The organism is Streptomyces djakartensis (assembly GCF_014651075.1).
Taxonomy (GTDB): Bacteria; Actinomycetota; Actinomycetes; order Streptomycetales; family Streptomycetaceae; genus Streptomyces; species Streptomyces djakartensis.
This window is the reverse complement of sequence record NZ_BMWE01000007.1, coordinates 240,899-266,205: the sequence shown is the minus strand read 5'-3', so window position 1 is coordinate 266,205 and position 25,307 is coordinate 240,899. Positions and strand designations below refer to the sequence as shown.

The 25,307-nt window shown below is 72.6% G+C and carries 24 protein-coding genes; 8 read left to right on the top strand and 16 right to left on the bottom strand.

Annotated features, from left to right (window positions below; genetic code table 11):
* Position 1 precedes the first annotated feature (1 nt).
* Positions 2-682 (top strand): 2-phosphosulfolactate phosphatase, encoded by a 681-nt coding sequence (locus IE212_RS14560; protein WP_190198230.1) that lies wholly within the window; start codon positions 2-4, stop codon positions 680-682.
* Between the two features lie 11 nt (positions 683-693).
* Here the strand turns inward: IE212_RS14560 and IE212_RS14555 are convergent, their stop codons facing one another.
* The 3 genes from IE212_RS14555 to IE212_RS14545 form a co-directional block, all read right to left on the bottom strand.
* Positions 694-1,104 (bottom strand): Pycsar system effector family protein, encoded by a 411-nt coding sequence (locus tag IE212_RS14555; RefSeq protein WP_190198229.1) that lies wholly within the window; start codon positions 1,102-1,104, stop codon positions 694-696.
* A gap of 75 nt (positions 1,105-1,179) precedes the next feature.
* Positions 1,180-1,899 (bottom strand): TIGR03943 family putative permease subunit, encoded by a 720-nt coding sequence (locus tag IE212_RS14550; RefSeq protein WP_190198228.1) that lies wholly within the window; start codon positions 1,897-1,899, stop codon positions 1,180-1,182.
* On the bottom strand, positions 1,896-3,050 hold the full coding sequence (locus IE212_RS14545; RefSeq protein ID WP_190198227.1) for a permease: 1,155 nt from the start codon (positions 3,048-3,050) through the stop codon (positions 1,896-1,898). Before IE212_RS14545 ends, IE212_RS14550 begins: the two co-directional genes overlap by 4 nt.
* A 176-nt stretch (positions 3,051-3,226) precedes the next feature.
* On the opposite strand from IE212_RS14545, the gene IE212_RS14540 reads away from it, so the two are divergent.
* The gene (locus IE212_RS14540) at positions 3,227-5,128 is read left to right on the top strand and encodes a potassium channel family protein (protein ID WP_190198226.1); all 1,902 of its coding nucleotides are present in this window, start codon (positions 3,227-3,229) and stop codon (positions 5,126-5,128) included.
* 311 nt (positions 5,129-5,439) lie between these two features.
* Here the strand turns inward: IE212_RS14540 and IE212_RS14535 are convergent, their stop codons facing one another.
* Positions 5,440-7,308: a S9 family peptidase gene (locus tag IE212_RS14535; RefSeq protein WP_190198225.1), complete on the bottom strand. Its 1,869-nt coding sequence runs from the start codon at positions 7,306-7,308 to the stop codon at positions 5,440-5,442.
* A 186-nt stretch (positions 7,309-7,494) separates the two neighbouring features.
* Here IE212_RS14535 and IE212_RS14530 point away from each other — a divergent pair, with 186 nt between their 5' ends.
* A complete protein-coding gene (locus tag IE212_RS14530) occupies positions 7,495-8,283 on the top strand; it encodes an SURF1 family protein (protein WP_190198224.1) in 789 nt (262 codons plus the stop codon).
* Between the two features lie 17 nt (positions 8,284-8,300).
* On the opposite strand, the gene IE212_RS14525 is transcribed toward IE212_RS14530, so the two are convergent.
* From IE212_RS14525 to IE212_RS14510, 4 genes are all read right to left on the bottom strand, one after another.
* Positions 8,301-9,344, bottom strand: coding sequence for a hypothetical protein (locus IE212_RS14525; protein ID WP_190198223.1), 1,044 nt, complete (start codon positions 9,342-9,344; stop codon positions 8,301-8,303).
* A 116-nt stretch (positions 9,345-9,460) separates the two neighbouring features.
* Positions 9,461-10,036: a SigE family RNA polymerase sigma factor gene (locus tag IE212_RS14520; protein ID WP_190198338.1), complete on the bottom strand. Its 576-nt coding sequence runs from the start codon at positions 10,034-10,036 to the stop codon at positions 9,461-9,463.
* Between the two features lie 511 nt (positions 10,037-10,547).
* Positions 10,548-11,633: an aspartate-semialdehyde dehydrogenase gene (locus IE212_RS14515; protein ID WP_190198222.1), complete on the bottom strand. Its 1,086-nt coding sequence runs from the start codon at positions 11,631-11,633 to the stop codon at positions 10,548-10,550.
* Complete coding sequence (locus tag IE212_RS14510) at positions 11,633-12,910, bottom strand: aspartate kinase (protein ID WP_190198221.1); 1,278 nt, start codon at positions 12,908-12,910, stop codon at positions 11,633-11,635. The genes IE212_RS14515 and IE212_RS14510 overlap by 1 nt, the downstream gene beginning before the upstream one ends.
* A gap of 239 nt (positions 12,911-13,149) precedes the next feature.
* Between IE212_RS14510 and IE212_RS14505 the strand changes: the two genes are divergently transcribed.
* Positions 13,150-13,986, top strand: coding sequence for a PhzF family phenazine biosynthesis protein (locus IE212_RS14505; RefSeq protein WP_190198220.1), 837 nt, complete (start codon positions 13,150-13,152; stop codon positions 13,984-13,986).
* Between the two features lie 122 nt (positions 13,987-14,108).
* On the opposite strand, the gene IE212_RS14500 is transcribed toward IE212_RS14505, so the two are convergent.
* The 3 genes from IE212_RS14500 to IE212_RS14490 all read right to left on the bottom strand — a co-directional run bounded on the left by IE212_RS14500 (position 14,109) and on the right by IE212_RS14490 (position 15,802).
* Complete coding sequence (locus tag IE212_RS14500; RefSeq protein WP_190198219.1) at positions 14,109-14,768, bottom strand: DUF5063 domain-containing protein; 660 nt, start codon at positions 14,766-14,768, stop codon at positions 14,109-14,111.
* Positions 14,761-15,360 carry a recombination mediator RecR gene (gene recR / locus IE212_RS14495; protein WP_003991835.1) on the bottom strand — a complete coding sequence of 200 codons (600 nt, stop codon included), beginning with the start codon at positions 15,358-15,360 and terminating at the stop codon, positions 14,761-14,763. The genes IE212_RS14500 and recR overlap by 8 nt, the downstream gene beginning before the upstream one ends.
* A 100-nt stretch (positions 15,361-15,460) precedes the next feature.
* A complete protein-coding gene (locus tag IE212_RS14490; protein ID WP_190198218.1) occupies positions 15,461-15,802 on the bottom strand; it encodes a YbaB/EbfC family nucleoid-associated protein in 342 nt (113 codons plus the stop codon).
* Between the two features lie 262 nt (positions 15,803-16,064).
* On the opposite strand from IE212_RS14490, the gene IE212_RS14485 reads away from it, so the two are divergent.
* Complete coding sequence (locus tag IE212_RS14485) at positions 16,065-16,817, top strand: SLATT domain-containing protein (protein WP_190198217.1); 753 nt, start codon at positions 16,065-16,067, stop codon at positions 16,815-16,817.
* 7 nt (positions 16,818-16,824) lie between these two features.
* On the opposite strand, the gene IE212_RS14480 is transcribed toward IE212_RS14485, so the two are convergent.
* The 4 genes from IE212_RS14480 to IE212_RS14465 all read right to left on the bottom strand — a co-directional run bounded on the left by IE212_RS14480 (position 16,825) and on the right by IE212_RS14465 (position 21,674).
* Positions 16,825-18,372, bottom strand: a complete 1,548-nt coding sequence (locus tag IE212_RS14480; protein WP_190198216.1) for a substrate-binding domain-containing protein — start codon at positions 18,370-18,372, stop codon at positions 16,825-16,827.
* Positions 18,373-18,509: 137 nt separating this feature from the next.
* Complete coding sequence (locus IE212_RS14475; RefSeq protein ID WP_190198215.1) at positions 18,510-20,504, bottom strand: serine/threonine-protein kinase; 1,995 nt, start codon at positions 20,502-20,504, stop codon at positions 18,510-18,512.
* 79 nt (positions 20,505-20,583) lie between these two features.
* The gene (locus IE212_RS14470) at positions 20,584-21,060 is read right to left on the bottom strand and encodes a MarR family winged helix-turn-helix transcriptional regulator (RefSeq protein ID WP_190198214.1); all 477 of its coding nucleotides are present in this window, start codon (positions 21,058-21,060) and stop codon (positions 20,584-20,586) included.
* Entirely contained in the window at positions 21,057-21,674 is a 618-nt protein-coding gene (locus IE212_RS14465) for a type 1 glutamine amidotransferase family protein (protein ID WP_190198213.1), read from the bottom strand. Before IE212_RS14465 ends, IE212_RS14470 begins: the two co-directional genes overlap by 4 nt.
* A gap of 171 nt (positions 21,675-21,845) precedes the next feature.
* Here IE212_RS14465 and IE212_RS14460 point away from each other — a divergent pair, with 171 nt between their 5' ends.
* From IE212_RS14460 to IE212_RS14450, 3 genes are all read left to right on the top strand, one after another.
* Positions 21,846-23,201 carry an aspartate aminotransferase family protein gene (locus IE212_RS14460; RefSeq protein WP_190198212.1) on the top strand — a complete coding sequence of 452 codons (1,356 nt, stop codon included), beginning with the start codon at positions 21,846-21,848 and terminating at the stop codon, positions 23,199-23,201.
* Between the two features lie 136 nt (positions 23,202-23,337).
* The gene (locus IE212_RS14455) at positions 23,338-24,039 is read left to right on the top strand and encodes a GntR family transcriptional regulator (protein WP_190198211.1); all 702 of its coding nucleotides are present in this window, start codon (positions 23,338-23,340) and stop codon (positions 24,037-24,039) included.
* A gap of 121 nt (positions 24,040-24,160) precedes the next feature.
* A complete protein-coding gene (locus tag IE212_RS14450) occupies positions 24,161-24,811 on the top strand; it encodes a putative DNA-mimic protein (RefSeq protein ID WP_190198210.1) in 651 nt (216 codons plus the stop codon).
* Positions 24,812-24,907: 96 nt separating this feature from the next.
* On the opposite strand, the gene IE212_RS14445 is transcribed toward IE212_RS14450, so the two are convergent.
* On the bottom strand, positions 24,908-25,294 hold the full coding sequence (locus IE212_RS14445; RefSeq protein ID WP_190198209.1) for a hypothetical protein: 387 nt from the start codon (positions 25,292-25,294) through the stop codon (positions 24,908-24,910).
* Positions 25,295-25,307 lie beyond the last annotated feature (13 nt).

The following is a 25,307-nucleotide window of genomic DNA, read 5'->3' as shown; positions in this document are numbered from 1 at the left end:
CATGGAGGCCCGTTTCCTCGGCATCGGTGAGCTGGTCGAGGCCCCGTCCGTGGCGGTCGTGGTCGATGTCATGCGTGCTTTCACGGTGGCCGCCTGGGCCTTCGCTCAGGGGGCGGAAGAGATCGTTCTCGCTGGGTCGCTGGACGAGGCCCTGGAGCTGAAGGCTCGCCACCCGGAGTGGGTGGCGCTGAAGGACGGGCCGCCGGCGCCCGGGTTCGACATGGTCAACTCGCCGGGGATGCTGCGGTCCGTCGACCTCGGTGGGCGGACCGTTGTGCACAAGACCACGGCGGGGACGGTCGGTGCCCTTGCGGTGAAGGAGGCGTCGCTGGTGCTGTGCGCCGGCTTCGTGGTGGCGGGGGCGACGGCTCGGGTCCTGCGGGCGCGTGAGTGCGAGAGTGTCACGTTCGTGGTGACCGGCGAGGGCGGGCGGGCCGAAGAGGATCTGGCGTGTGCTCAGTACATCGCTCGGAGGGTCACCGAGGCAGAGGTGGATGCGACTGAGTTCCTTCGTCGGGCCGGCGGGTCGCGTGCCGCCGCCGAGCTGGCGGAGGGGGTGCGTCGAGGGGTTCATCCTGATGACGTCGGTCTTTGTCTTGAGCTCGACCGATTTCCCTTTGCCATGGTGGGGAGGTTGGAGGAGTCGTCGCTCCTGGTTATCCGGCCGTGCGCCGTGCCATAGCTGGCCGGCGGCTAGGACAGCAGCCCGGCCAGTGTGCCCGCCAGGGTCAGGGTGAGGAAGAGGGCGCCCCAGGCCATGGCACGGCGTATGGAGCGGTGCTTGAGCCAGGCGGTGCGGGACAGGGTCTCCGGTCGGGTGTTGTCGCCCGCGGCTGGTCCGGGCCTCGCGGCCAGGCTCAGGAGGACGAGGGAGGGGGCGCAGGCCGCGCAGCCGGTCCAGACGAGGAGCTGGGGGATCGCGGCGTACTGGGCGGGCGTGATGACGCCGACGGTGATCGCGCCGAGGAGGGCGGTCAGGGCCGCGCCGAGGACGGCCAGGGTCAGTCCGGCCCGGCTGTCGGCCTTCGCGAGTTCCGCGCGGGCCTCGGTCAGGCGCGTCCGGTTCGGTTCCGCCGCCGTGCGCTCGCCTTCGAGTGTCGTCATTGCGTCCCCTGCCTCTCCTCCTCGCCGATCAGCGGCGTTCCCGAGTACCCAAAAAGGGCTGTGTCACGCCGGACTTCACGCGTTCCACGTCTCGTCGTACGGGTCGTGCGGCGCGGGAACCGGCTTGGCCCTGGTGACCTCGAGGTACGGGATCGGGCCGTCGTTGACCGGGTCCTTGGTGCGGCGGGGCGTGTAACGGCCGGTGATCTCCAGCCAGGTGTCCGGGGCGAGGACCGGGGGGAGGCTGCCGGTCAGGGCGATCTTGACCGGCTGGGCGTCGGCCGCGCAGCAGTTGAGGCCCATACGGACCAGGTAGGGGGCGCCGGAGCGGTCCAGGGTGACGAAGCCGGTGATCTGCAGCTCGCGGTCGCGGAGGGAGCGGCCGTCGTCGTAGACGGCGCGTCCGGCGTAGTCGGCCACGCCGAGGCGGAGGGGGCCGTCGGGTGAGTCGGGGAGGTCGGGGAAGCCGAAGGGTTTGGTCAGGGCCGTGCCCGTGTGGGACGCGCTGTAGGAGCCGAGGGCCGGCGGGGCGACCAGGATCAGGGCGAGGACGGGGAGGGCCAGGAGCCAGGAGATGCGGGGCTCGTTGTGGTGGTGTTCCGGTTGTGGTGGGCCTGGTCGGCGGTGGTCGTACCAGAGCGTCGCCGCGGCCGTCGCGATCAGGACGACCCCCGCGAGCAGGACCAGGGGGCGCAGGCCGGCCTTGACGTAGCGCAGGTAGAGGTCGGTGGTGCCGGCGTGCAGGAGGGTCGCGCCGAGCAGGAACAGGAGGGCCGACTGGGCCACGCGGTTCACAGCAGGACCGTTCCGGTCAGGGCCGACACGACGACGGCCAGGGCGAAGGTGGCGGGGGCGAAGCGCAGGGCGAAGGCGCGGCCGAAGGTGCCCGCCTGCATCGCGAAGAGCTTCAGGTCGATCATCGGGCCGACGACGAGGAACGTGAGGCGGGCCGTCAGGGAGAACTGGGTGAGGGACGCGGCGACGAACGCGTCCGCCTCCGAGCAGATCGACAGCAGGACGGCGAGCGCCGCGAGGGCCAGTACCGAGAGGACCGGGTTCCCGGCCGCCGCCCGCAGCCACTCGGCCGGTACCACCGCCTTCAGCGTCGCCGCGGCCATCGCGCCGACCACCAGGAATCCGCCCGCGTGCATGACGTCGTGCCGCACCGAGCCCCAGAACGCGGCTGCCCTGCTCTGGCCTTCGTACGACGTGCCGGCCGGGGGCCGCAGCCAGTCCATGCGGCCGAGGCGGTGCCAGAGCCAGCCCATCGCGCAGGCCACCAGCAGGCTCGCCACGAAGCGGGCCAGGACCATCGTGGGCTCGCCGGGGAAGGCCACGGCTGTCGCCGTCAGCACGATCGGGTTGATGGCCGGTGCGGAGAGCAGGAAGGCCAGGGCCGCGGCGGGGGTGACCCCTCGGCGGACCAGGGCTCCGGCGACCGGCACCGAGGCGCACTCGCAGCCCGGCAGGACCGCGCCGGCCGCGCCCGCGACGGGGACCGCCAGGGCCGGGCGTTTCGGCAGGGCCCTGGCGAAGAAGGACGGCGGTACGAACACCGCGATCGCCGCCGACAGCAGCACACCGAGCACCAGGAACGGCAGCGCCTGGACCATCACCGCGACGAACACCGTAGTCCAGCTCTGCATCACCGGTGCGGACAGGGCGGCACGGACCGGGTCCTGGAGCATCACGGCGGTGAGCAGCAGGAGGGTGAGCAGGAGGGGAGGGTTGAGGTGCCGGCCGTCTTCCGGTCCGTCTTCCGGTCCGTCTTCCGGACCGGCGCCCGGTCCGCCGCCCGGTCCGGCGCCCAATCCGTTGCCCGGTGCGGGCTTCGTGTTCCCGGGGGTCTCGTTCCCAGGAGTCTCATTCCTGGGGGTCTCGTTCCCGGGGGTCTCCTCCCCGGGGGTCTCGCCGGTTTCCCGCGGGGCGGGTTTCGTGGTGGCCACGGGCCCGGTACCTCCGGTCGTGCGCACGGGTATTGCCTCCCCTTCCATACGGCCTGGCACCGCCGGGCGTTCAGCCGCCGCGGTTCCCTTCTGGCACCGGCCGTCCCGGTGAGGCAGTCTTCTCCCTCGTGGGGAGCGTTCCGAACCAAGGTCAGCCAGGGAGTCCGGCCACGCACATGATCGTGTGCGGTGACGACGGGCTCGCGCACCGGCTGGCCGCCGAACTGCGTGGCGTCTACGGCGAACAGGTCACGCTCGTCGTGCCGCCCTCGGGGCGCCGGGTGCGGCAGCCGGTGGTGGGGAGGGCCCGTGCCGCCTCGGCGGCCCTGCTCGACCGGGTCAGCGCGGCCGTCAACCGGGCGGGCGCGGCCGGTGCGGCGGGCGGTGCCGAACCGGTCTCGACCGAGCAGCTGGTGGAGGCCGCCGAGGTCACCGAGGCCGTGCTCACCGACGTGGGCGCCCACCGGGCCGCGGCGCTGGCGCTCGTGTACGACGACGACGAGGCCAACATCCGCGCCGCCCTCACGGCCCGTCGGCTCAACCCCCGCCTGCGGCTCGTACTGCGGCTGTACAACCGGCGGTTGGGGCAGCACATCGAGGAGCTGCTCGACCAGACGGCGGCGTTGGCCGCCGGGGACGGGCCCGGCTCGGGTCTCGACGCGTCGACGACCGTGCTGTCCGACGCCGACACGGCCGCGCCCGCGCTGGCCGCGACGGCTCTGGTCGGCACCAGCAAGATCGTGCAGACCGAGGGGCTCGTCCTGCGGGCCGTGGAGCGGCAGCCGCCGCGGCCGGGTGAGGTGGCCGACCCCGGGCTCTGCACCCTGGCGCTGCTGTCCGCGACGAGCAACGACCCGGCGGGCGCGGACGGTTCCGAGGGCAGCGGGGAGCACGGACCGCGACTGCTGCCGGACGAGGCGGCGGTGGCGGCGGCGACCGGGCGCGGGACGGTGGTCCTGGAGCAGGTGTCGTACTCCGGGCCGTCCCAGCCCGCGGGGCGGGGCGGTGTGCCGCCGTTCGCCTCGCTGTTCTCGCGCCGGCTGCGATGGTCGCTGGCGGGGCTGGTGGGGTGTGTGCTCGCGCTCGCCGTCGCGTTGACGATCGTGACCGGCGAGCATCCGCTGTACGCGACGTACGTGACACTGCTCGATCTGTTCGGCATCAACGATCCCGCGTTCCACGAGTCGACGGGTGAGCAGGTGCTGCAACTGCTGTCCGGGCTGGTCGGGTTGCTGTTGCTGCCGGTGCTGCTGGCCGCGGTGCTGGAGGCGCTGGGCACCTTCCGCAGCGCGTCGGCGCTGCGGAAGCCGCCCCGGGGGCTGGGCGGGCACGTGGTGCTGCTCGGGCTCGGCAAGATCGGGACGCGGGTGCTGACGCGGTTGCGGGAACTGAACACTCCCGTGGTGTGCGTGGAGGCCGATCCGGAGGCGCGGGGGATCGCCACGGCCCGGCGGCTGCGGGTGCCGGTGGTGATCGGGGACGTCACGCAGGAAGGCGTGCTGGAGGCCGCGAAGATCCATCGCGCGCACGCGCTGCTGGCGCTGACCAGTGCGGACACCACGAACCTGGAGGCGTCGCTGTACGCCAGGTCCGTACGGCCCGATCTGCGGGTGGTGCTGCGGCTGTACGACGACGACTTCGCTACGGCCGTGTACCGGACGCTGCGGGCCGCGCACCCGTTCGCGCTGACCCGGAGCCGGAGCGTGTCCCACCTGGCCGCGCCGGCGTTCGCCGGGGCGATGATGGGGCGGCAGATCCTCGGGGCGATACCGGTGGAGCGGCGGGTGCTGCTGTTCGCGGAGGTGGATGTGGCCGGGCATCCGCAGTTGGAGGGACGGACGGTGGGCGAGGCCTTCCGGGCCGGGGCGTGGCGGGTGCTGGCGCTCAACACGGCGCCCTCCGGGGGGCGGCGGGGGGACGGGGAGAGCGCGGAGGAGGACGGCGCGGCGGCGGGGCTGGTGTGGGATCTGCCTCCTACGTATGTGCTGGGGGCTGGGGACCGGGTGGTGCTGGCGGCGACTCGGCGGGGGCTTGCGGAGTTGCTGGGGCGGAGGGGGCGGGAGCGGGCGGGGGCGTGACGCCGGTGGGTGTCGTACCGCGGCGTGGTCAGGCACCCGGCGTCGGTGCTGAGGCCGGGGCGTTCGCGCAACCCGGCGCTACGGGGTGCAGCCCGCGCCCACCCTCCCCCAAGCTCTCGGCTTCGCTCGAGCAGGGGGACCCCCATCGCCCCAGCGGCACGACTGCCCGCGGATGACGCGGCACGACCGCCCGCGGGTGACGTCGGCACGGCTGCCCGCGGCAGTGGGCGCGTAGCGCCGATGGGGGCGCGGGGAACGGCGCGGTCGGGCACGACGCGCCCGCAGCCGCCACGCCACCCCCGGCCCCCGAGCTACTGGGCGCTCCCCCGCCCCCTGAGGTGCCGCTCCGCGAACTCCAGTTCCAGCCGCACCTGCTTGATCCGCTCGTCCACGACCAGTGACCCGTGCCCGGCGTCGTAGCGGTACACCTCGTGAACCGCTCCCCTCGCCTCGAGGCGTTTGACGTAGTTCTCGATCTGCCGGATGGGGCAGCGGGGATCGTTGATGCCGGCCGAGATGTACACCGGGGCCTTGACCTGGTCGACGTACGTGATGGGGGACGACGCCTCGAAGCGGTCGGGCACCTCCTCGGGCGTGCCGCCGAGCAGCGTGCGGTCCATCGCCTTCAGCGCTTCCATCTCGTCGTGATACGCCGTGACGTAGTCGGCGACCGGAACCGCCGCGATGCCGAGCGTCCACGCGTCGGGCTGGACGCCGAGACCGAGGAGGGTCAGGTAGCCGCCCCAGGAACCGCCCGTGAGGACCAGGCGGTCGGGGTCGGCGAGGCCGGAGGTGACGGCCCATTCGCGGACCGCGGCGATGTCCTCCAGTTCGATGAGGCCGACGCGGTGTTTCAAGGCGTCCGTCCAGGCGCGGCCGTAGCCCGTCGAGCCGCGGTAGTTCACGCGGACCACCGCGTATCCGTGGTCGACCCAGGCCGCCGGACCGGCCGCGAAGGAGTCGCTGTCGTGCCAGGTCGGGCCGCCGTGGATGTCGAACACGGTGGGGAGCGGGCCGGTGGCGCCCGCGGGCTTCTGGACGAGTGCGTGGATGCGGCCCCCGGGGCCCTCCACCCACACGTCCTCCACCGGCACCGAGCCGGGTGACTTCAGGCCGGGCGGGTCGAGCACGACACCGCCCGCCGTGGAGCGCACCGCCGACGGCTCGGCCGCCGAGGACCACAGGTACTCCACGCTGCCGTCGGGCCGGGCCGTCGCCCCGGAGACCGTGCCGGGCGGGGTCGGGATCTCCACCAGGGCACGGCTCGCCAGGTCGTAGCGGAACAGCTCGCTGCGGGCCTCGAAGCTGTGGGCGATGAGCAGACCGGTGCCGTCCGGGTACCACTCGGCGCTGACGTCACCGGGAAGCTCCAGCGCCAGGTCCGACTCCTCGCCGGTGGCGACGTCCCAGACGAGGGGCTCCCAGCGGCCCCGGCGCTGGTGGCCGATGAGGAGGCGGGTGTCGCCGTCGACCGGGGCGAAGCCGAGCACCTCGAGTCCCAGCTCGCGCGTGCCGCCCTCGGTGTCGTCGAGGTCGGCGACCGGCGTGCCGTCGGGGCGCAGGACGCGCAGGGCCGAGTGCATCGCGTCGCCGTGCTCGGTGTGCTCGATGGCGATGAGCGAGCCGTCGTGGGAGAGGTCGCCGACGCCGGCCGACTCGCGGTGGCGGTAGATCTCCACCGGGGACTCGCCGGTGCGGACGAGGTGGATCGTGGTGCCGTCCTCGTCCGTCGAGCGGCCCACCACCGCCGTGCGGCCGTCGCGGCCGAGGGCGAGGCCGGCCGGGTAGGAGGCGTTCAGCCCCTCGGCGGCGAGTTCGTCCGCGCCGCCCGTGAAGGGCTGGCGGCGCCAGACGCCGAACTCGTCGCCGTCCTTGTCGTCGAACCACCAGATCCAGGCGCCGTCCGGCGACAGCACGCCGTCGGTCGTGCCGTTCGGCCGGTCGGTCACCTGGCGCTGCTCGCCCGTCGACCGGTCCCAGGCGTACAGCTCGTACGTCCCCGTCGCGTTCGACACGAACAGGGAGCGGTCGGGCGCGTCCTCCGCCCAGTCGGGCAGGGAGACCCGGGGCGCCCGGAAGCGCTTCTCCCAGTCCGGCATCCGCTCCTGCTGCCCCGCCTGTACCACTCGCTCGTCCTGGTCCCGCAGATCCCGTGCGTCGGACCCGTTGCTCTCAGTCATGGCCCCAGTCTGCACGCCCTGGCCGACATTGCGCTGGCGAGGTCCCCAGCCTGTGGACAACCTCCACCGGTCCCCCCTTTCCAGTGGGCCGGAAGGGGCTGAAAGCGCGTACTGAAACGGCGCCCGGGCCGCCGGGCGGGTCCACCCCGTGGCCGGGGCCGCCCGGTGGCCCCGTACCGTATGGGTGTGTACCGGTTTCTGCTGACGCCCCGATGGTGGGGGATCAACGTCTTCGTACTGTTGTCCATCCCCTTCTGCATCTTCATGGGGTCCTGGCAGCTGGGCCGGTTCGAGGACCGTGTGCAGGACCACCGCACCGCGACCGAGCAGGTCTCCGCGGCCCGTGACGAGGCGCCCCGGCCGCTGGCCGAGCTCCTGCCGGTGACGAAGGCCACGTCGGGCAAGCAGGTCACCGCGACCGGCCGCTACGGCAAGCAGCTGCTGGTGCCCGGCCGGGAACTCGACGGCAAGCGGGGCTTCTACGTCCTGACGCTGCTGCGCACCGGATCGGGCGAGGCTCTGCCGGTGGTACGCGGCTGGCTGCCGGGGGCCGCCGAAGCGGACCGGGCGCCCGCCCCGCCCGGCGGTGAGGTGACCGTCACCGGTGCGCTCCAGGCGTCCGAGACCCCGGGTGACAACGGCGTCAGCGCACAGGGCGGCCTGCCGTCCGGGCAGACCGCGGCGATCAGCGCGGCGTCGCTGGTCAACCTGGTGCCGTACGACGTGTACGACGCGTGGGTCACGCTCGGCAAGGGCGACTCGGGCATGAAGGCCGTGCCCGCGAGCGCCCCGCCGGACACGGGGCTGGACCTGAAGGCGTTCCAGAACCTCGGTTACACCGCCGAGTGGTTCGCCTTCGTCGGCTTCGTGATCTTCATGTGGTTCCGGTTGCTGCGCCGCGAGGTGGAGTTCGCGCGGGACGCGGCACTGGGCCTGGTCCCGCAGGAGGAAGAGCAGCGGGCGCCGGCCCTCTGACCGCGCCCCGCTGCCGTCTACGCGCCTGCCAGTACACCCGTCCAGTACACCGTCCCCGCGCACGCGTTGGGCACGGTCACGGAGCCCGCGCCCGAGCCGGTCGCCGGGGTGTACGTCACCGCCACGCTCCCGTCGACCGTGCCGTCCTCCCGGACCAGCTGCGGGGCCGCGCCCGTGTCGCCGCCGGTGGTGGTGGTGCCGCCGGTGTCCGTGCTGTTCTCGGAGGGCGTGGGGGTGGGGCTGGGTTCGGTGCCGCCGACGCTGCCGCCGCCGGCCGGGGGGCAGGTCTCGGAGGGGACCCAGGCGAACTTCACGTCGTAGGCGGCGCCGGGCTGGAGCACCAGCTGGGCCACCTCCAGGGACGGGTCGGGCAGGCCGGCCGCGGCGTCCCCCGCGGCGTGCCGGGCCGTGCCGATCCTGGTGGGGTCGGCCGCGCCCTGCGGCGACGCGGTCACCGAGCCGGGGGCGCTGACCGTGCAGCTCGCCCCGGAGACGTTGGTGACGCGGAAGGAGCCGTAGACCGCGCCGGTGGAGTCGGGCGCGGCGCTGCTCGCCGCGGCGGGGCCGAGCTGGGCCGCGGTGCACGCCTGGTCGCCGGTGGCCGTGCTGGCGGAGGGGCCCGCGCCCTGGGACGTGCCGGTGGCGGCGCCGCCCGTGCTCCTGCCCTTCTCCTTCTCCTTCTTGTCGCTCTTCTTGCTGTCCTCCGGCTTGCCGGCGGTGCCGCCCGAGGTGCTCTCACCACCGTCGGGGCCCTTGCCCTCGCCCACGGAGCCCTGGGTCTGCGAGGCGTGGCCGGCGACCGACGGGTTGGCGTCGGGGCCGGTGGCGTTGGAGACGTGTACGAGAGCGGGGACGGCGGTGCCGATGAACAACGCGGCGGCGGCCATGCCGACGACGGCCTGCCGCTTGCGTGCCCGCCGCTGGGGCACCGCCTTCCGCAGGTACTCGAGGGTGCCGTCGCGCGGCTCCACGTCCTGTACCGCCTGCTGCAGCATCGTGCGCAGGTCCAGCTCGTCCGAGTCGAGCCCCGTGGGGCCCTGGTCGTCTGGGCCGTGGTTCACAGTTCCGTTCCCAGCGTGCGATTGCTTCGGATGGTGCGCGTGCAGTGTCTTCGGCGCGTGCCCCTCGACGGGCTCGCGCCGGTCGGGTCCGTCGCGGCCCGCGCCGCCGCCGACGCTCATGCCGGCGCCTCCATGGCCAGCCGGAGCGCCGCGATGCCGCGGGAGCCGTAGGCCTTGACCGAGCCCAGCGATATGCCGAGCGTCTCGGCGACCTGCGCCTCGGTCATGTCCGCGAAGTAGCGCAGCACCAGCACCTCGCGCTGGCGGCGCTGCAGGCCCTTCATCGCCTTGATGAGGGAGTCGCGTTCCAGCTGGTCGTAGGCCCCTTCCTCGGCGCTGGCCATGTCGGGCATGGGCTTCGACAGCAGCTTCAGGCCGAGGATGCGGCGGCGCAGCGCGGAGCGCGAGAGGTTGACGACCGTCTGGCGCAGGTACGCCAGGGTCTTCTCGGGGTCCCGGACCCGCTTGCGGGCCGAGTGGACACGGATGAAGGCCTCCTGGACGACGTCCTCGCAGGAGGCCGTGTCGTCGAGGAGGAGGGCGGCGAGACCCAGCAGCGAGCGGTAGTGAACGCGGTAGGTCTCGGTGAGGTGGTCGACGGTGGTACCGGCCGCGACGCCGTCCTCGGCGCCGTCACGCTGGTTCGGTATGCGGGCCGGCCGCGCCGCGGGCACGGGCGCGATCACCGGCATGCCACCGGGCGCACCGGACACGCGGGGTCGGAAAGCCGCCGGACGGGGCGGTCGCAGGACCGTGCCGCGTGCCGCGCTGAAGTCGAGTACCTCTGCCACGCCTGTTGGACACGCCTACCCCCGTCAGGGTTGTACGTGCCGGGCGTCACTTTCACGCCGAAGGTCGCCGTCGCCGGTCTACCCGCGTCAGGCAGCACAACCGATGGTGCATCAAAGGCCCTCATGCGTCCCGCTCTTCCCTTATATCCAAATGTGAACGGACGTCCCCACGCCCGGTTCCAGGCGTCCCCACGCCTGATGAAGCGCTCCCACGGCCGAAGGGCGACCGCAAAGACGCTCCCCGCCCTCCGCATGGTTGCGGAGGGCGGGGAGGCAATTCTTTGCTGCCGAAGCGCCTGGGACAAGTGGTCAGGCCATCGATCGGCTCACATGTCCTACACAGATCTTACAAACCGCCTACGACACCGTGTCGGGACTTATCGGCGCTGCGGCTGCACGAGGGTTCACGACGTCACGAGAGTTCGGAAGCCACCACTTCGGCGATCTGTGCGGTGTTGAGCGCGGAGCCCTTGCGCAGGTTGTCCCCGCACACGAAGAGTTCCAGGGCCGTGGGGTCGTCCAGCGCGCGGCGCACCCGCCCGACCCAGGTCGGGTCGGTGCCGACCACGTCGGCCGGGGTCGGGAACTCCCCGGCGGCGGGGTTGTCGAAGAGCACGACCCCGGGCGCGGTGGCGAGGATCTCACGGGCCGCCTCGACGGTGACCTCGCCCTCGAAACGGGCGTGCGCGGTCACCGAGTGCGTGGTGATCACGGGCACCCGGACGCAGGTGACGGCCACCGGCAGGCCGGGCAGCCCGAGGATCTTGCGGGTCTCGTCCCGGATCTTCAGCTCCTCGGAGGACCAGCCGTCCTCGCACGCCGTTCCGGTCCACGGCACGACGTTCAGCGCGACGGGCTCCGGGAACGGCCCGGTGCTGTCGCCCACGGCCCGCCGTACGTCACCGGGGCTGGTCCCCAGCTCCGTGCCGGCGACCAGGGACAGCTGCTGCCGCAGCGTGGTCACGCCCTCGCGGCCGGCGCCGCTGACCGCCTGGTACGAGGAGACGACCAGCTCGCGCAGCCCGAACTCGGCGTGCAGGGCTCCGAGCGCCACGATCATGCAGAGCGTCGTGCAGCTCGGGTTGGCGATGATCCCGCGGGGCCGCATCCGCACGGCGTGCGGGTTGACCTCGGGCACGACGAGCGGCACGTCCGGGTCCATCCGGAACGCGCCGGAGTTGTCGACCACCACCGCGCCCTTGGCGGCCGCGATGGGCGCCCACCGCTCGGCGACCTCGTCGGGGACGTCGAACATGGCGACGTCGACCCCGTCGAAGGCCTCCTCGGTGAGCGCCACGACCTCGGTCTCCTCGCCGCGCACGGCCAGCTTGCGGCCGGCCGAGCGCGGGGAGGCGATCAGCCGGATCTCGCCCCAGACGTCCGCCCGCTGGGACAGGATCTGGAGCATGACCGTGCCGACGGCTCCGGTCGCTCCCACCACGGCGAGCGTGGGCCGGTCCGACCGGCCGGTCCGGCCGCCCCGTCGGAGGTCGGCCATCAGCGGCCGGTGCCTCCGTAGACGACGGCCTCGTCGCTGTCGGAGTCGAGCCCGAACGCGGAGTGCACGGCGCGGACGGCCTCGGGGACGTCGTCGGCGCGCGTGACGACCGAGATGCGGATCTCGGAGGTCGAGATCAGCTCGATGTTCACGCCCGCGTCGGACAGGGCGGTGAAGAAGTCGGCCGTGACGCCCGGGTTGGTCTTCATACCCGCGCCGACCAGGGAGATCTTGCCGATCTGGTCGTCGTAGCGCAGTGAGTCGAAGCCGATGGCCGCCTTGCTCTTCTCCAGCGCGTCGATGGCCTTGCGGCCCTCGGTCTTCGGCAGCGTGAAGGAGATGTCCGTCAGGCCCGTGGAGGCGGCGGACACGTTCTGCACGACCATGTCGATGTTGATCTCGGCGTTGGCGATCGCGCGGAAGATCGAGGCCGCCTCGCCCGGCTTGTCCGGCACACCGACGACAGTGACCTTGGCCTCGGAGGTGTCGTGCGCGACACCGGAGATGAGAGCCTGCTCCACCTGCTTGTCCCCTTGCTTGATCGGCTCGCTGCTGACCCAGGTGCCCTGAAGTCCGCTGAAGCTGGACCGGACGTGGATCGGGATGTTGTACCGGCGGGCGTACTCCACGCAGCGGTGGAGCAGCACCTTCGACCCGGACGCCGCCAGTTCGAGCATGTCCTCGAAGGAGATCCAGTCGATCTTCCGGGCCTTCTTCACCACGCGCGGGTCGGCGGTGAACACGCCGTCGACGTCGGTGTAGATCTCGCAGACGTCCGCGTCGAGCGCGGCGGCGAGGGCCACCGCGGTGGTGTCGGAGCCGCCTCGGCCGAGGGTGGTGATGTCCTTGGTGTCCTGGCTGACGCCCTGGAAACCCGCCACGATCGCGATGTTGCCCTCGTCCACCGAGGTCTTGATCCGGCCCGGCGTGACGTCGATGATCCGGGCCTTGTTGTGGACCGAGTCGGTGATGACACCTGCCTGGCTGCCGGTGAACGACTGGGCCTCGTGGCCCAGCTTTTTGATCGCCATGGCCAGCAGTGCCATGGAGATCCGCTCTCCGGCGGTCAGCAGCATGTCGAGCTCGCGTCCGGCAGGCATCGGGGAAACCTGCTCGGCGAGATCGATCAGCTCGTCCGTCGTGTCGCCCATCGCGGAAACGACGGCGACCACCTGGTTGCCGTTCTGCTTCGCTTCCACGATCCGCTTGGCGACGCGCTTGATGCCCTCGGCATCGGCTACGGAGGAGCCTCCGTACTTCTGCACGACAAGGCCCACGTGCGCTCCTCGCTCAATCCGTCTCTATCCGCTCATACGCCTTCGTACTGCGGTCGGCTCAGTCTAGCGAGCGTCCGAAAACCAATTCCGAGATATCGCATGGTGAGATTTCCGGGGTACTCGCTCAGGCTGCTCATGCCCATCTGGGAACAGGCCACGCGGGAAAGTGCCCGGCGTCACAATCGCACACTCGCTCGTTCCCTGGTCATGACGCCGCGGGGGCGCTGTATGTTCCTCCGATGGAGATCCTGCGCTACGTCGCGTTCAGCACGGACCCGGCGGGCGGAAACCCCGCGGGTGTGGTGCTGGACGCCGCCGGTGCCGACGAGGCGGCGATGCTGGCGACGGCGGCCTCGGTCGGCTACTCCGAGACGGCGTTCGCGGTGCGGTCCGGCGACGGCCGGCTGGACGTGCGCTACTTCAGCCCGCTCGCCGAGGTGCCGTTCTGCGGCCACGCGACGATCGCGACGGCCGTGGCCCACGCGGAGCGGCACGGCACCGGGCGCCTGCTGCTGCGTACGCCGGCGGGCCCGGTCACCGTCACCACCGACCGGTCGGCGGACGGCGCCCTGGTGGCGACCCTGGTGAGCGTCGCACCGCGTACGGCCCCGGTCGAGGAGGCCGACCTGGCCGAGCTGCTGGCGATCCTGGGCTGGTCCGCGGCGGACCTGGACCCGGCGCTGCCGCCCCGGGCGGCCTTCGCCGGAGCGTGGCACCCGGTCATCGCCGCCGCGAGCCGGGACCGGCTGGCCCGCCTGGACTACGACATGCCGGCGCTCACCGCGCTCATGGCCCGCAGGGACTGGACCACGGTCGACCTGGTCTGGCGCGAGTCACCCACCGTCTTCCACGCCCGCAACCCGTTCCCGCCCGGCGGTGTGGTCGAGGACCCGGCCACGGGGGCGGCGGCGGCCGCGTTCGGCGGATACCTGAGGGAACTGGGCCTCGTGCGGGTCCCGGCCACCCTGACGGTCCACCAGGGAGTGGACATGGGCCGCCCGAGCACGATCACGGTGACGGTACCGGCGGAGCCGGACACGGGCATCGGCGTGACCGGGACGGCCGTACGGATCTGAGAGGCGCCGCATCCGACGCCGCCCCAACCTCAAGCCGGGCGGGCGAAGTGGAGCGTCCGGGACCCGCCCGGCCGCGATCCGCCGGCCGATCGCGTCCCGAACGCTCCGACTGCCGCAGGCGACTACGTGGCCGGGCGGATCCCCAGCGGGCCGGCGATCTCCTGGGCCATCACCTTGCCCGCCTCGAACTCGAGAGTGTCGTCGCCCATGCCCTGGTCCGTGTCCAGGCCGTCGAGTTCGGCCAGGGGCTGGTTGAGGCGGACGTGGGCGAGGACCGACTGGAGAGCGCGGAGGGTCGCGGAGGCGGTGGAGCCCCAGTTGGAGAAGTAGGAGAACTGCCACCACCACAGCGCCTCCGTGGTACGGCCGGCGCGGTAGTGGGACATGCCGTGGCGCAGGTCCGTGATGACGTCCGTGAGGTCGTCGGAGATACGGGCCGGGACGGGGGCCTTGCGGGGCTCGTAGGGGTCGAAGACCTCCGAGTAGACGTCGATCGGGTCGAGCAGGCGGGCCAGGTTCTCGCGGAGTTCGTCGACGTCCGGCTCGGGGCCCGAGTCGGGCTCGTAGCGCTCATCCGGCACGATGTCCTCGTGTGCGCCCAGCCGGCCTCCGGCCAGGAGGAGTTGGGAGACCTCCAGGAGGAGGAAGGGAACCGCCGATTCCGGCTCGTCGCCCTTCGCGACCTCCGTGACCGCGACCAGGAAACTCTCGACCTGGTCCGCGATCTGAACCGCGAAGTCGTCCGGGTTCTGGTCGGTCGCGTGCAGCGTGGCGTCAGACATCTAGGAGTCGTCTCCCCTCGAAGGCGCGGCCGAGCGTGACCTCGTCCGCGTATTCCAGGTCCCCACCCACCGGGAGGCCGCTGGCCAGGCGGGTGACCTTCAGGCCCATGGGCTTGATCATGCGGGCGAGGTACGTGGCTGTCGCCTCGCCCTCGAGATTCGGGTCCGTGGCCAGAATGAGTTCCGTGACCGTGCCGTCGGCCAGGCGGGCCAGGAGTTCCCTGATCCGCAGGTCGTCCGGGCCCACCCCGTCGATCGGGCTGATCGCGCCGCCCAGCACGTGGTACCGGCCCCGGAATTCACGGGTGCGCTCGATCGCCACGACGTCCTTCGGCTCCTCCACCACGCAGATGACGGCGGGGTCGCGGCGGGTGTCGCGGCAGATGTTGCACAGCTCCTCCTGCGCCACGTTGCCGCACGTCGCGCAGAAGCGGACCTTCGCCTTGACCTCCATGAGGGCCTGGGCGAGCCGTCGCACGTCCGTGGGTTCGGCCTGCAGGATGTGGAAGGCGATCCGCTGCGCGCTCTTCGGACCGACGCCGGGCAGCCGCCCCAGCTCGTCGATCAGGTCCTGGACCACGCCTTCGTACAACGGACTGCCCTTCCCGGTTTCTCGAGGTCGTTCGCTGCGTACGGCCTCCCCGTACGTACGGTAGTTGTCCGCCGCCTCCCGGAGGAAGGCGGTACGCGTATCAGAACGGCAGTCCCGGGATGCCGCCCCCGCCCAGGCCCTGGGCGAGCGGGCCCAGCTTCTGCTGCTGGAGCGCCTGCGCGTTCTCGTTGGCCGCCTGGACGGCCGCCACGACCAGATCGGCGAGGGTCTCGGTGTCCTCCGGGTCCACCGCCTTCGGGTCGATCTTCAGGGAGCGCAGTTCGCCGGCGCCGGTGACGGTCGCGGTCACCAGGCCGCCGCCCGCCTGTCCGTCGACCTCCGTCTGCGCCAGTTCCTCCTGCGCCCGCGCCAGGTCCTGTTGCATCTTCTGGGCCTGCTGGAGCAGCTCTTGCATGTTGGGCTGGCCACCACCGGGGATCACGATCAGCTCCTTGCTCGGTACGGGTTTTCCCGTTCGGCACGAGCCTACGTGCTCGCGCCTGCCCATGCCCCGGCACTCTTTCGAGTGAGTTCCGCTCGCACCCGGCATCTGATCAAGAGATACTTCCGGGCGGAAAAGCGGCGAAAGCTACATCTTCGCCACTCGCCGGGGGGTAGGAAGGGTCCGGCGCGCAGGACACGGGACGCGTCCTGTACGTCATGTGTGTCGTTTGTCACGCAGCGTGGTCAGTTGGGAGTGCCGGGTGGGTCAGCCGGAGATGCAGCCCGAGGGGCCGCCTCAGGACGAACGGGGCGAGCGGGCGGCCGGGCTGCGGCCGGGCGATCTGGCCGGGCGGGCCTTTCCGCTCGGGGACTGGGGCGAGCCGGCGGTGCGGCTGGACGAGTTGTACCGGTGGGTGGAGAACGGGGCCCTCAGGACGGCGGCCTGGTATCTCGTGGACCGGGTGTGGAAGCGGCGGTGCGCGCGGGCACTGCGCTGCGGGGCCGCGGTGGGGGCGGTGACGGGGGTGGCGCTGCCCCTGCTGGATCTGACCGGGGTCGCGGGCGGCCTCGCGCCCTGGGGATGTCTGGCGCTGCTGCTGGGGGTCGCGTGTGTGGCCGTCGACCGGTACTTCGGGGTGACGTCGGGGTGGATGCGGGACATGGCCACCGCGCAGGCCGTGCAGCGGCGGCTGCAGGCCTTCCAGTTCGACTGGGCGGCGGAGAGCGTGCGGGAGGTTCTGGGTCCGACGGAGGGGACGGCCGCCGAGGCGGCCGAGCGGTGTCTCGGTGTGCTGCGGCGGTTCTCCGAGGACCTGAGTGAGCTGGTGCGGGGGGAGACCGCGGAATGGGCCGGCCAGTTCCGCGGTGGGGCCGTGCCCGCGGGGACGCAGACGGTGGTGTTCTCGGGGAGTGCGCGAGGGGCCGAGGCCGGGGCTGTGAACGGGCGGTTCTCCGTGCCGCCGGGGGGTGCGAGGCCGAACATGCCCCGGCAGCGGCCGCCGGAGCCCAGGTGACGCGGGGTCAGTCCGCGTCGTCCTGCGCGCAGAGCGTCAGACCCTCCGGGGTCCAGCACGGGACATGGCCGTGCGTGCGGATGACGTCCTGGCCGTTGCCGCGGGAGAGGTACGTGAGGAAGCTCGACGCCAGTGAGTCGGCCGGAGGCCGGCCGTAGGTGTAGGCGTACTCGATCTCGCGGTACGGATAGTCGCTCGTGCCGTGTTCGATGGCGTCGACAGAGGCGGGGTCGCCGTCCAGGCGCAGCGCGTGCAGGCCCTTCGCGCGGGCGGCCAGGTTGAGTTCGCTGTAACCGATGGCACCCGGGAGACCGGCGACCGTGGTCAGCACCTGCTGCGTCGAGTCGAGCTCGCAGCGGATGACGGCCGCCGTCGGGTCGTCCTTGTGGACGCAGTCGGTCGATGAGTTGGCGATCTCGCCCCGCCCCAGCAACCGGCGCTGGAACACCTGTCTGGTCCCGGAGTTGGCGTCCCGGCTGACCAGGTGCACGGGCAGGTTCGGACCGCCGAGTTGCCGCCAGTTGCGGATCTCGCCCCGGTAGAGGCGCCGTACGTCGTCCGTGGACAGGTTCCGCAGGCGTACGTCGTCGTTGACCACGAGCGTGAAGACCGACACCGCCACCCGGTTCTCGCGGAGTTGGGGCAGGCCGGCGGGCTTGGGGCCGTCCGACAGGGCCAGCACCGGCGGTGAGCCCTGTCCGTCCCGTGACGCCCGGGCGCCGGCGGACGCGAGCTCCCTCAGCCCGGCCGTCGACCCGTGCGTGTCCACCTCGATGGCCGGGTCGCCGCCGCAGTCCCGCTCGTACTTCCGGGCCACCTCGCGAAGAACGGGCGCGAAGGCGGTCGAGCCGGTGAGGGTGAGCGTGCCGCTCGCGCAGCCGATCGGGGGCGGGGTGTCGTCCTGGGCGACGACGATCGCGGCGAGAGTGACCACGCTCGCGGTGAGCGCGATGGTGATCAGCCGCGCCGCCCGGCTGAACAGCGGCGTCTTGTCGTCCGGCGTGGCACTGCGGTTGGGGTGCACCTCGCCGTCGCGCACTCCGCCGACCAGCCTTATCTCGTCGCCGACGTCGCCGCCGGACAGCAGTACGAGCAGCTTGAAGTGGTCGCCGCGGTTGAGCGGGACGCGCGGGATGCGCAGGGTGTTGCCGTCGTATGCGAAGCCGCGTTCCGCGGTGAAGTGGTCCATGAGGTGGTCGGTGTCCGACGGCTGCGTGACCGACACGCCGCGTACGGTCCGGCCGGCGAACACCGCGGTCAGGCCGTGGACTTCGGGCCCGGTGTAGTCATCGCGGTCGATGCCCTGCGAGCCGTCGTTCTCGATGCGCAGCAGGACCAGGGTCGCGTCGGCCATGCCCTCGTCGAACAGGCCGAGGCGGCGGTTGGCGCGGCCCGAGCGGACGTCGTCGCCGATGGGGTTGTCCATCTGCACGCGGTAGCCGATACGTTTGCGGCGCGGTACCCGGCGCTCGTACCAGACCATGACGCCCGAGGCGATGATGCCGAGAGCGGCCGTCGCGACGGCCACGACGTTCTCCGCGCTCAACCATTCCATCGTCGGTGCCCCCGCCGCCCGGACGAAATCGATCGTGCGGTCACCGTACGGGCGTGCGGAGGGGTATCGGTGATTCGTCGGCCTGAATTCGCCCGAAGTTCAACCACCGCTGGTCATCGGCGTCATCGGCGCGTCGGTCACTGTCTCGTGTAGGTCAGCCGCTCCCCGCCGCTGGTGTTCACTCTCTGCAGCGTGCCGTCCGGGAGGAGAGTGACCTCGGTGGCCGCGCCCGGGGTGCAGGCGGTGCGGGGCTGCCCGACGGTCACGGTGGACGGGCCGATCTTCAGCGGGCCGTCGCCTCCTGCGGCGTCGGTCAGGTCGCCCTCGAAGACGCAGTGGTAGGTGCCTCCCCCGTCCGTGGGGCCGTCCGCCACCAGGGAGAGAACCGGGTCGCCGGTCCCGCCCTGCCGGATGGTGAGCCGTCGGGTGTGCCGTCCGTCGGCGCTGTCGATGGTCGTGGTCCAGGTGCCGAGGTACGCCGCCGGGATCTCGCCGCCGGCCGGGGAGACCGGGTCGCCCTCCGGTGATGGTGCCGGGGACGGACCGGCGGCCGGGGGCGCGCTGGTGCTCCGCGAGGGGGTGGGGTCGTCGCCGGCCCGGTCGCCGTGGCCGCCCTGCATCAGCCCGTACACCGAACCGCCGGCGGCCAGCGCGACGACCAGAGCGATCGCCACCAGCAGCGCGGTGGAACGGCCGTCCCTGCGCGGCGGTTCCTGAGGCGGGCCGTACGGCGGGGTCGTGCCGTACGGGGGTGAGCCGTAGGGGGATGAGCCGTAGGGCGGGGTGGAGCCGAGGCCGCCGTGGGCGGGGTGGTACGGCGGGGCGGCGCCCTGGGTGCCGGGCTGGGGGTGCTGCTGAGGCTGCCGGGGGTAGCCGTACGCCGGGTGCGGGGGCGGGGGCGTCCTCGCTGGGGCCGGAGCGCTCGGACCGGGCGGAGGTGCGGTGCCCTGGCCCGCGGGCCAGGCGGGCAGGTGGTTCAACGGTGTTCCGGCCGCGCCCGGCTGGCCCGGCGAGGGCAGACCGGGAACCACGGAGGGCGCTGCGGCCGGCGGCACGGGGCCCGGTGACGACTCGTCGGCGGCGGGTGCGTGTTCGGGGGTGGGGCCGGGCGCGGGGTTCTCGGCCACGCCACGCTCCTGCGCCGCGCCGGGCGGGCCGGAAGCCCCCTGGGCGGCGGACCACTGCCCTGCGGCGACCGCCCGCTCCCCCCGCTCCGGATCCTCCGCGTCCAGCAACCGCACCGCGTGCCGCCCGAGTTGGGCGACCAGGGCGCTCGGGAGCCATGGGTCGAGGGCGCGGCCGTCGGAGACGGTGTCGTCGGCGCCGGTGAGTCGCAGGACGCGGTCGAGGGACGGCCGTGCGGCGGGGTCCTTGCGCAGGCACGCGCGGACCAGGTCGGCGATGCCCTCGGGGACGCCCTCCAGGTCCGGCTCCTCCTGGGCGATGCGGAACATCAGGGCGTGCACGCCGCTGCCGGCGGTGCCGAAGGGCAGGGCGCCGGTGGCGGCGTAGGCGAGGACCGAGCCGAGGCAGAAGACGTCGCACGCCGGGGTGATGCGGTCGCCCCGCACCTGCTCGGGGGCCATGAAACCGGGCGATCCGACGAGCGCCCCGGTGCGGGTGAGCCCGCCGTCCGTCACGGTCTGCAGGGCCCGCGCGATGCCGAAGTCGATGACGCGCGGGCCGTCGATGGTGACCAGCACGTTGGACGGCTTGAGGTCGCGGTGGACGATGCCGGCGGCGTGGACGTCCTTGAGCGCGTGCGCGAGCCCGGCCGCGAGGATGCGGACCGTCCGCTCGGGCAGGGCACCGTGATCGTGCCCGACGACCTGCTGCAGACTCGGCCCGGCCACGTACCCCGTGGCCACCCACGGCACGGCCGCCTCGGTGTCCGCGTCCAGCACCGGCGCCGTCCAGTACCCGCCGACCCGCCGCGCGGCCCGCACCTCCTGCCGGAACCGCTCCCGGAACTCCTCCCGCGCGGCGAGTTCCTCCCGGACGAGTTTCACGGCGACCGTACGGCCCCGCTCCGAGCGGGCCAGATAGACGTGCCCCATGCCCCCCGCACCGAGCCGCGCCAGCAGCCGGTACGCGCCGATCCGCTGCGGATCCCCCGGCCCCAGCTTCTCCATCGCTCAGCCGCCTTCCCCCCACATGTGAGCAACAGATGGAGAATAGTGCGGGTCCGGGCCGGGGCGGCCCGGGCGATCTCTACGGTTCAGTAACAGGCGGCGGGGGTGTGGCGGGCGGCCCCACCTGGTCGAGCACCTTGGACAGCCGTTCCAGTACGCCCACCGCCTCGGCGAGCTCCGCCTCCCCGAACGCCTCGGCCAGCCGGTCCGCGAAGGCCGCGTGCCCGGGGCCGATCCGGGCGATCGCCGCACGGCCCTCGCCGGTCGGCGCGAGGAGCTTGGCGCGGCGGTGCGCGGGGTTCGGCCGGTACTCCGCGAGCCGCCGCTCCACCAGCAGATCGGCGATGCGCTGCACGCTCTGCCGGGTGATGCCCATGGCGCGGGCGATACCGGACACGGGCAGCGGCTCTGTGAGGACCGCGCCGAGCACCTGCCACCAGGCGGCGGTGAGTCCGGCGGGCCGGGCCAGCTCCTCCGCCACGGCGAGGAACTGGCCGTTCAGCCGGAAGGTCCCGAGGGCGCTGCGGCTGAACAGGTCCTGACGCTCCCGGCTCACAGCGCGCCGGCCTTCTCCAGCACCCCGTAGGCCGCCGCGTCGGAGTCGTGGAACAGCCGGTACCAGGCGTCCAGCACCTCGCCCTGGTGGACGCCGAGCAGCCGGAGGATCTCCCGGGCGAAGGCGACGGGCTCGGTGGGGCCGGCGGTGACCAGGTTGCCGTCGGTGACGGCGTCGGCCTCGACGTAGCGCGCGCCGCCCGCGTAGCCGGTCGCGGCCAGGTAGAAGGAGACCGCGCTGGTGTGGTCGCGGTCGTCGAGCAGGCCCTCGCGGGCGAGTCCGGCGGTGGCCCCGCAGATCGCGGCGACCGGCACGCCCGCGTCGAGGAATTCCCGGGCCTTGCGGGCGAAGGGCGCGAGGTCCGCGCCGGTGTCCCACAGATCGGCGCCCGGGAGGATCAGCAGCGCGCTGTCCTGCGGACGTACGTCGTCCAGGGCGAGGTCGGGCTGGATGCGCAGTCCGCCGATGCTGCCGACCGGGGCCGTGGACGGCCCGACGGTCCGGATCCGGTGACCCGCGCGGGCGAGGTGGGCCGTGGCGTGGCCGGTCTCCCAGTCGGCGAGTGTGTCGTAGACGGCGAGATGGACGGGCTTGCGGTCTGCGGTGGCGTTCATGGCTCCTCCTGGAATCCTCGAACCCCTGACGGCTTATGACAGCAGCCTGACATTTAGACAGGATGCTGTCAATGGGGCGTGTGCGCCGTGGACAACCTGTCGCGGAAACGTCCCGACCGCAGACAGGCCGCCGATTTCACCGCCCGCCACCGCGCACCTACGCTCCCCGGCATGACCCCTCAGCCGAACCCCGAAGCCGGTGCCGCCGTGAAGGCCGCCGACCGCGACCACGTGTTCCACTCCTGGTCCGCCCAGGAGCTCATCGACCCGCTCGCCGTCGCCGGTGCGCAGGGGTCGTACTTCTGGGACTACGAGGGCCGGCGCTACCTCGACTTCTCCAGCGGTCTCGTCTACACGAACATCGGCTACCAGCACCCCAGGGTCGTCGCCGCGATCCAGGAGCAGGCCGCGCGGATGACGACCTTCGCGCCGGCGTTCGCCGTCGAGGCCCGGTCGGAGGCGGCGCGGCTGATCGCCGAGCGGACGCCCGGCGACCTGGACAAGATCTTCTTCACCAACGGCGGCGCCGACGCCGTCGAGCACGCCATCCGCATGGCGCGCCTGCACACCGGCCGCCCCAAGGTGCTCTCGGCGTACCGCTCGTACCACGGTGGTACGCAGCAGGCCGTGAACATCACCGGCGACCCGCGCCGCTGGGCCTCCGACAGCGGCACGGCCGGGGTCGTGCACTTCTGGGCGCCCTACCTGTACCGCTCCCGCTTCTACGCCGAGAGCGAGGAGCAGGAGTGCGCGCGGGCGCTGGAGCACCTGGAGACGACGATCCGCTTCGAGGGGCCCTCGACCGTCGCGGCGATCATCCTGGAGACCATCCCCGGAACGGCCGGGATCATGGTCCCGCCGCCCGGCTATCTGGCGGGTGTGCGCGAGCTGTGCGACAAGTACGGGATCGTCTTCGTCTTGGACGAGGTCATGGCCGGGTTCGGCCGGACCGGCGAGTGGTTCGCGGCCGACCTGTTCGGCGTCACGCCCGACCTGCTGACCTTCGCGAAGGGCGTGAACAGCGGGTACGTGCCGCTGGGCGGCGTGGCGATCTCGGGCGCGATAGCGCAGACGTTCGGCGAGCGGCCCTACCCCGGCGGTCTGACGTACTCCGGGCACCCGCTGGCCTGCGCGGCGGCCGTGGCGACGATCAACGTCATGGCGGAGGAGGGCGTCGTCGAGAACGCGGCCCGGCTGGGCGCCGACGTCGTCGGGCCGGAGCTGCGGGCGCTCGCCGAGCGGCACCCGAGTGTGGGCGAGGTGCGCGGCACCGGCATGTTCTGGGCGGTGGAGCTGGTCCGCGACCGCGAGACGCGGGAGCCGCTGGTGCCGTACAACGCGGCCGGGGAGGCGAACGCGCCGATGGCCGCCTTCGCCGCCGCCGCGAAGGACGGCGGTCTGTGGCCGTTCGTGAACATGAACCGGACCCACGTCGTGCCGCCGTGCAACATCGGCGAGGCGGAGCTGAAGGAGGGGCTCGCGGTGCTCGACGCCGCGCTCTCCGTAGCGGACGAATACACGCGGTAAACACCTGTAAACCCGTCAGTAGCGGACACCCTCGCATCGCGTTCGAACGCGTAAGGTGACGTGCTCGTAGACATATGCGTGCACGGCGAAACATTCGCGCACGCCACCCGAACGCGACGAGGGAGACGCCCTGACCATGCCCGGCAGCACCGGCAACGGCGCCGTGACGCGCAGCACCCTCCGGCAGCAGATCGCGGACGCCCTTCGTGACGAGGTGCTGGCCGGGCGGCTCCAGCCGGGGCAGGAGTTCACGGTCAAGGAGATCGCCGAGCAGTACGGGGTCTCCGCCACGCCGGTGCGCGAGGCGCTGGTCGACCTCTCCGCGCAGGGGCTGCTCGACTCCGTCCAACATCGGGGCTTCAGGGTCCACGAGTACTCCGTCGAGGACTTCCGAGGCATGATCGAGGCCCGCGACCTGGTCATCGAGGGGATGTTCCACGCCCTGATCACCGGGCAGCGCGCCTCCATACGCACCGACGATCCCCTGGTCGCCGCGACCCTCGCCGGGGTCCGGCGGCGCGGCGAGGAGGCCCAGCGGGCCGCCGCGGCCGGTGACCTCACCGTGCTCATCGGCTACGACCTGCGCTACTGGCGCGAACTCGCCGCCCTCTTCGGCAACGCCTACCTGGGTGACTTCCTGCACCGGCTGCGCGTCCAGACCTGGGTGTGCGCGGTGCAGCACCTGCGCCGGCTCTCCGAACTGCGCGGCGAGCTGTGGACAGGCCACACCGCACTGGTCGACGCCCTGGGTGCTCGCGACACCGACACCGCCCGGTCGATCATCGCCGGCTACAACGCCCACTCGATCGCCCTGATCGAGCGTCTCGCCTCCGGCTGACCCGCGTCGCATCCGTCCGTATGGGTATGGGACATGCACGGCGGGAGCCCCCGCCGTGGAGCACCGATACCCTTCCTGACACCGTGCCACCCGACCACTCGAGCTGAGCGAGGAGCCTTCTTTGGCCTGTGACCTGTGGCTGGTACCGCTCGTCGACGTGTTGTGCCACACGCCCGACAACCCGTTCGCCGAGGAACTCGCGCAATACAACAAGGTGCTCGCCGAGGCCGGGCTGCCACCGGTGCCGGTGTACCAGTACATGCCGGGCCTGTCCGGCGACGTGGCCCCGGTCGCCGGCTTCGACTACGACGCGCTGCACTTCCTGCGCCGCGCCTACCTGCTCCAGGTGTGCGGCCTGCCGGTGACGCCCGTGGACGAACTCGGCGGCGACTACGAGCAGTTGCTGGAGATGTTCGAGTCGACGGCCCAGCAGTCGCACCTGGTCTGGCACTACGACCACGCGGGCGCCTACGTCCCCGTCGACTTCCCCAGTCCGCTCGCCGACGAAGCGCTCCTCGCGGGCGGCGGCCCCCTGGGCTCCTCGCACGCGCTGCTGCGGGAGCTGGAGGTGGTCGCCCCCGCCATCGGCATCGACCCGGCCAACCCGCCGGCCGCCCCCCAGCCGCCGCTCGCCCCGACGGAGCTGGAGGAACCCGCCGTCCCCGCCCCGTACGACCCCAGCCCCTTCGCCCGTGAACGGCACGTGTGGCTGGGGCTGCACGCGGCGGTGACGCGGAGTCTGGCGCAGGGGTCGATGATCGTGTTCAGCTGATCCCGGGGCGGGACCGGGACGCCAGCGCCCTGGTGTCCCGGTTGCCGGAGCCTGACGACGGCGGTGTCGGGCGCGTGCGGGGGGGGTGCCCGGTGCCTATCCGCCGAAGTGCATGGGCCCGGTGATGTCCCGGGCCTGGACGACCGGGCCGTGGAACGTCCCCCCGGAGATCTCGTTGTGCGCGTCGCCCGCACCGGTCCGAGCGTCGTCCCACACCTCGGCCCGGCGGCGCCAGGTCTCGAGGGCCTGCGCGAAGGCCGGATCCTGTTCGGCACGCCGTACCAGCACCTCGGCGAGTTCCCTGGCCCGCTCCTCGTCGTCCGCGGCCTCGTCGAGCGCCGACAACTCGTTCTCGGCGCTCGGCTCCTCGCCCGACGGCGTACGCGCGACCAGGCCCCGCAGCGATGTCCATATCTGCTGCCCGGCGGCACCCACCGTGCCGCTGGCGAGGGCCATGAGCAGTTCCGGTGCGATCTGGTCCACAACCACGCTCCCC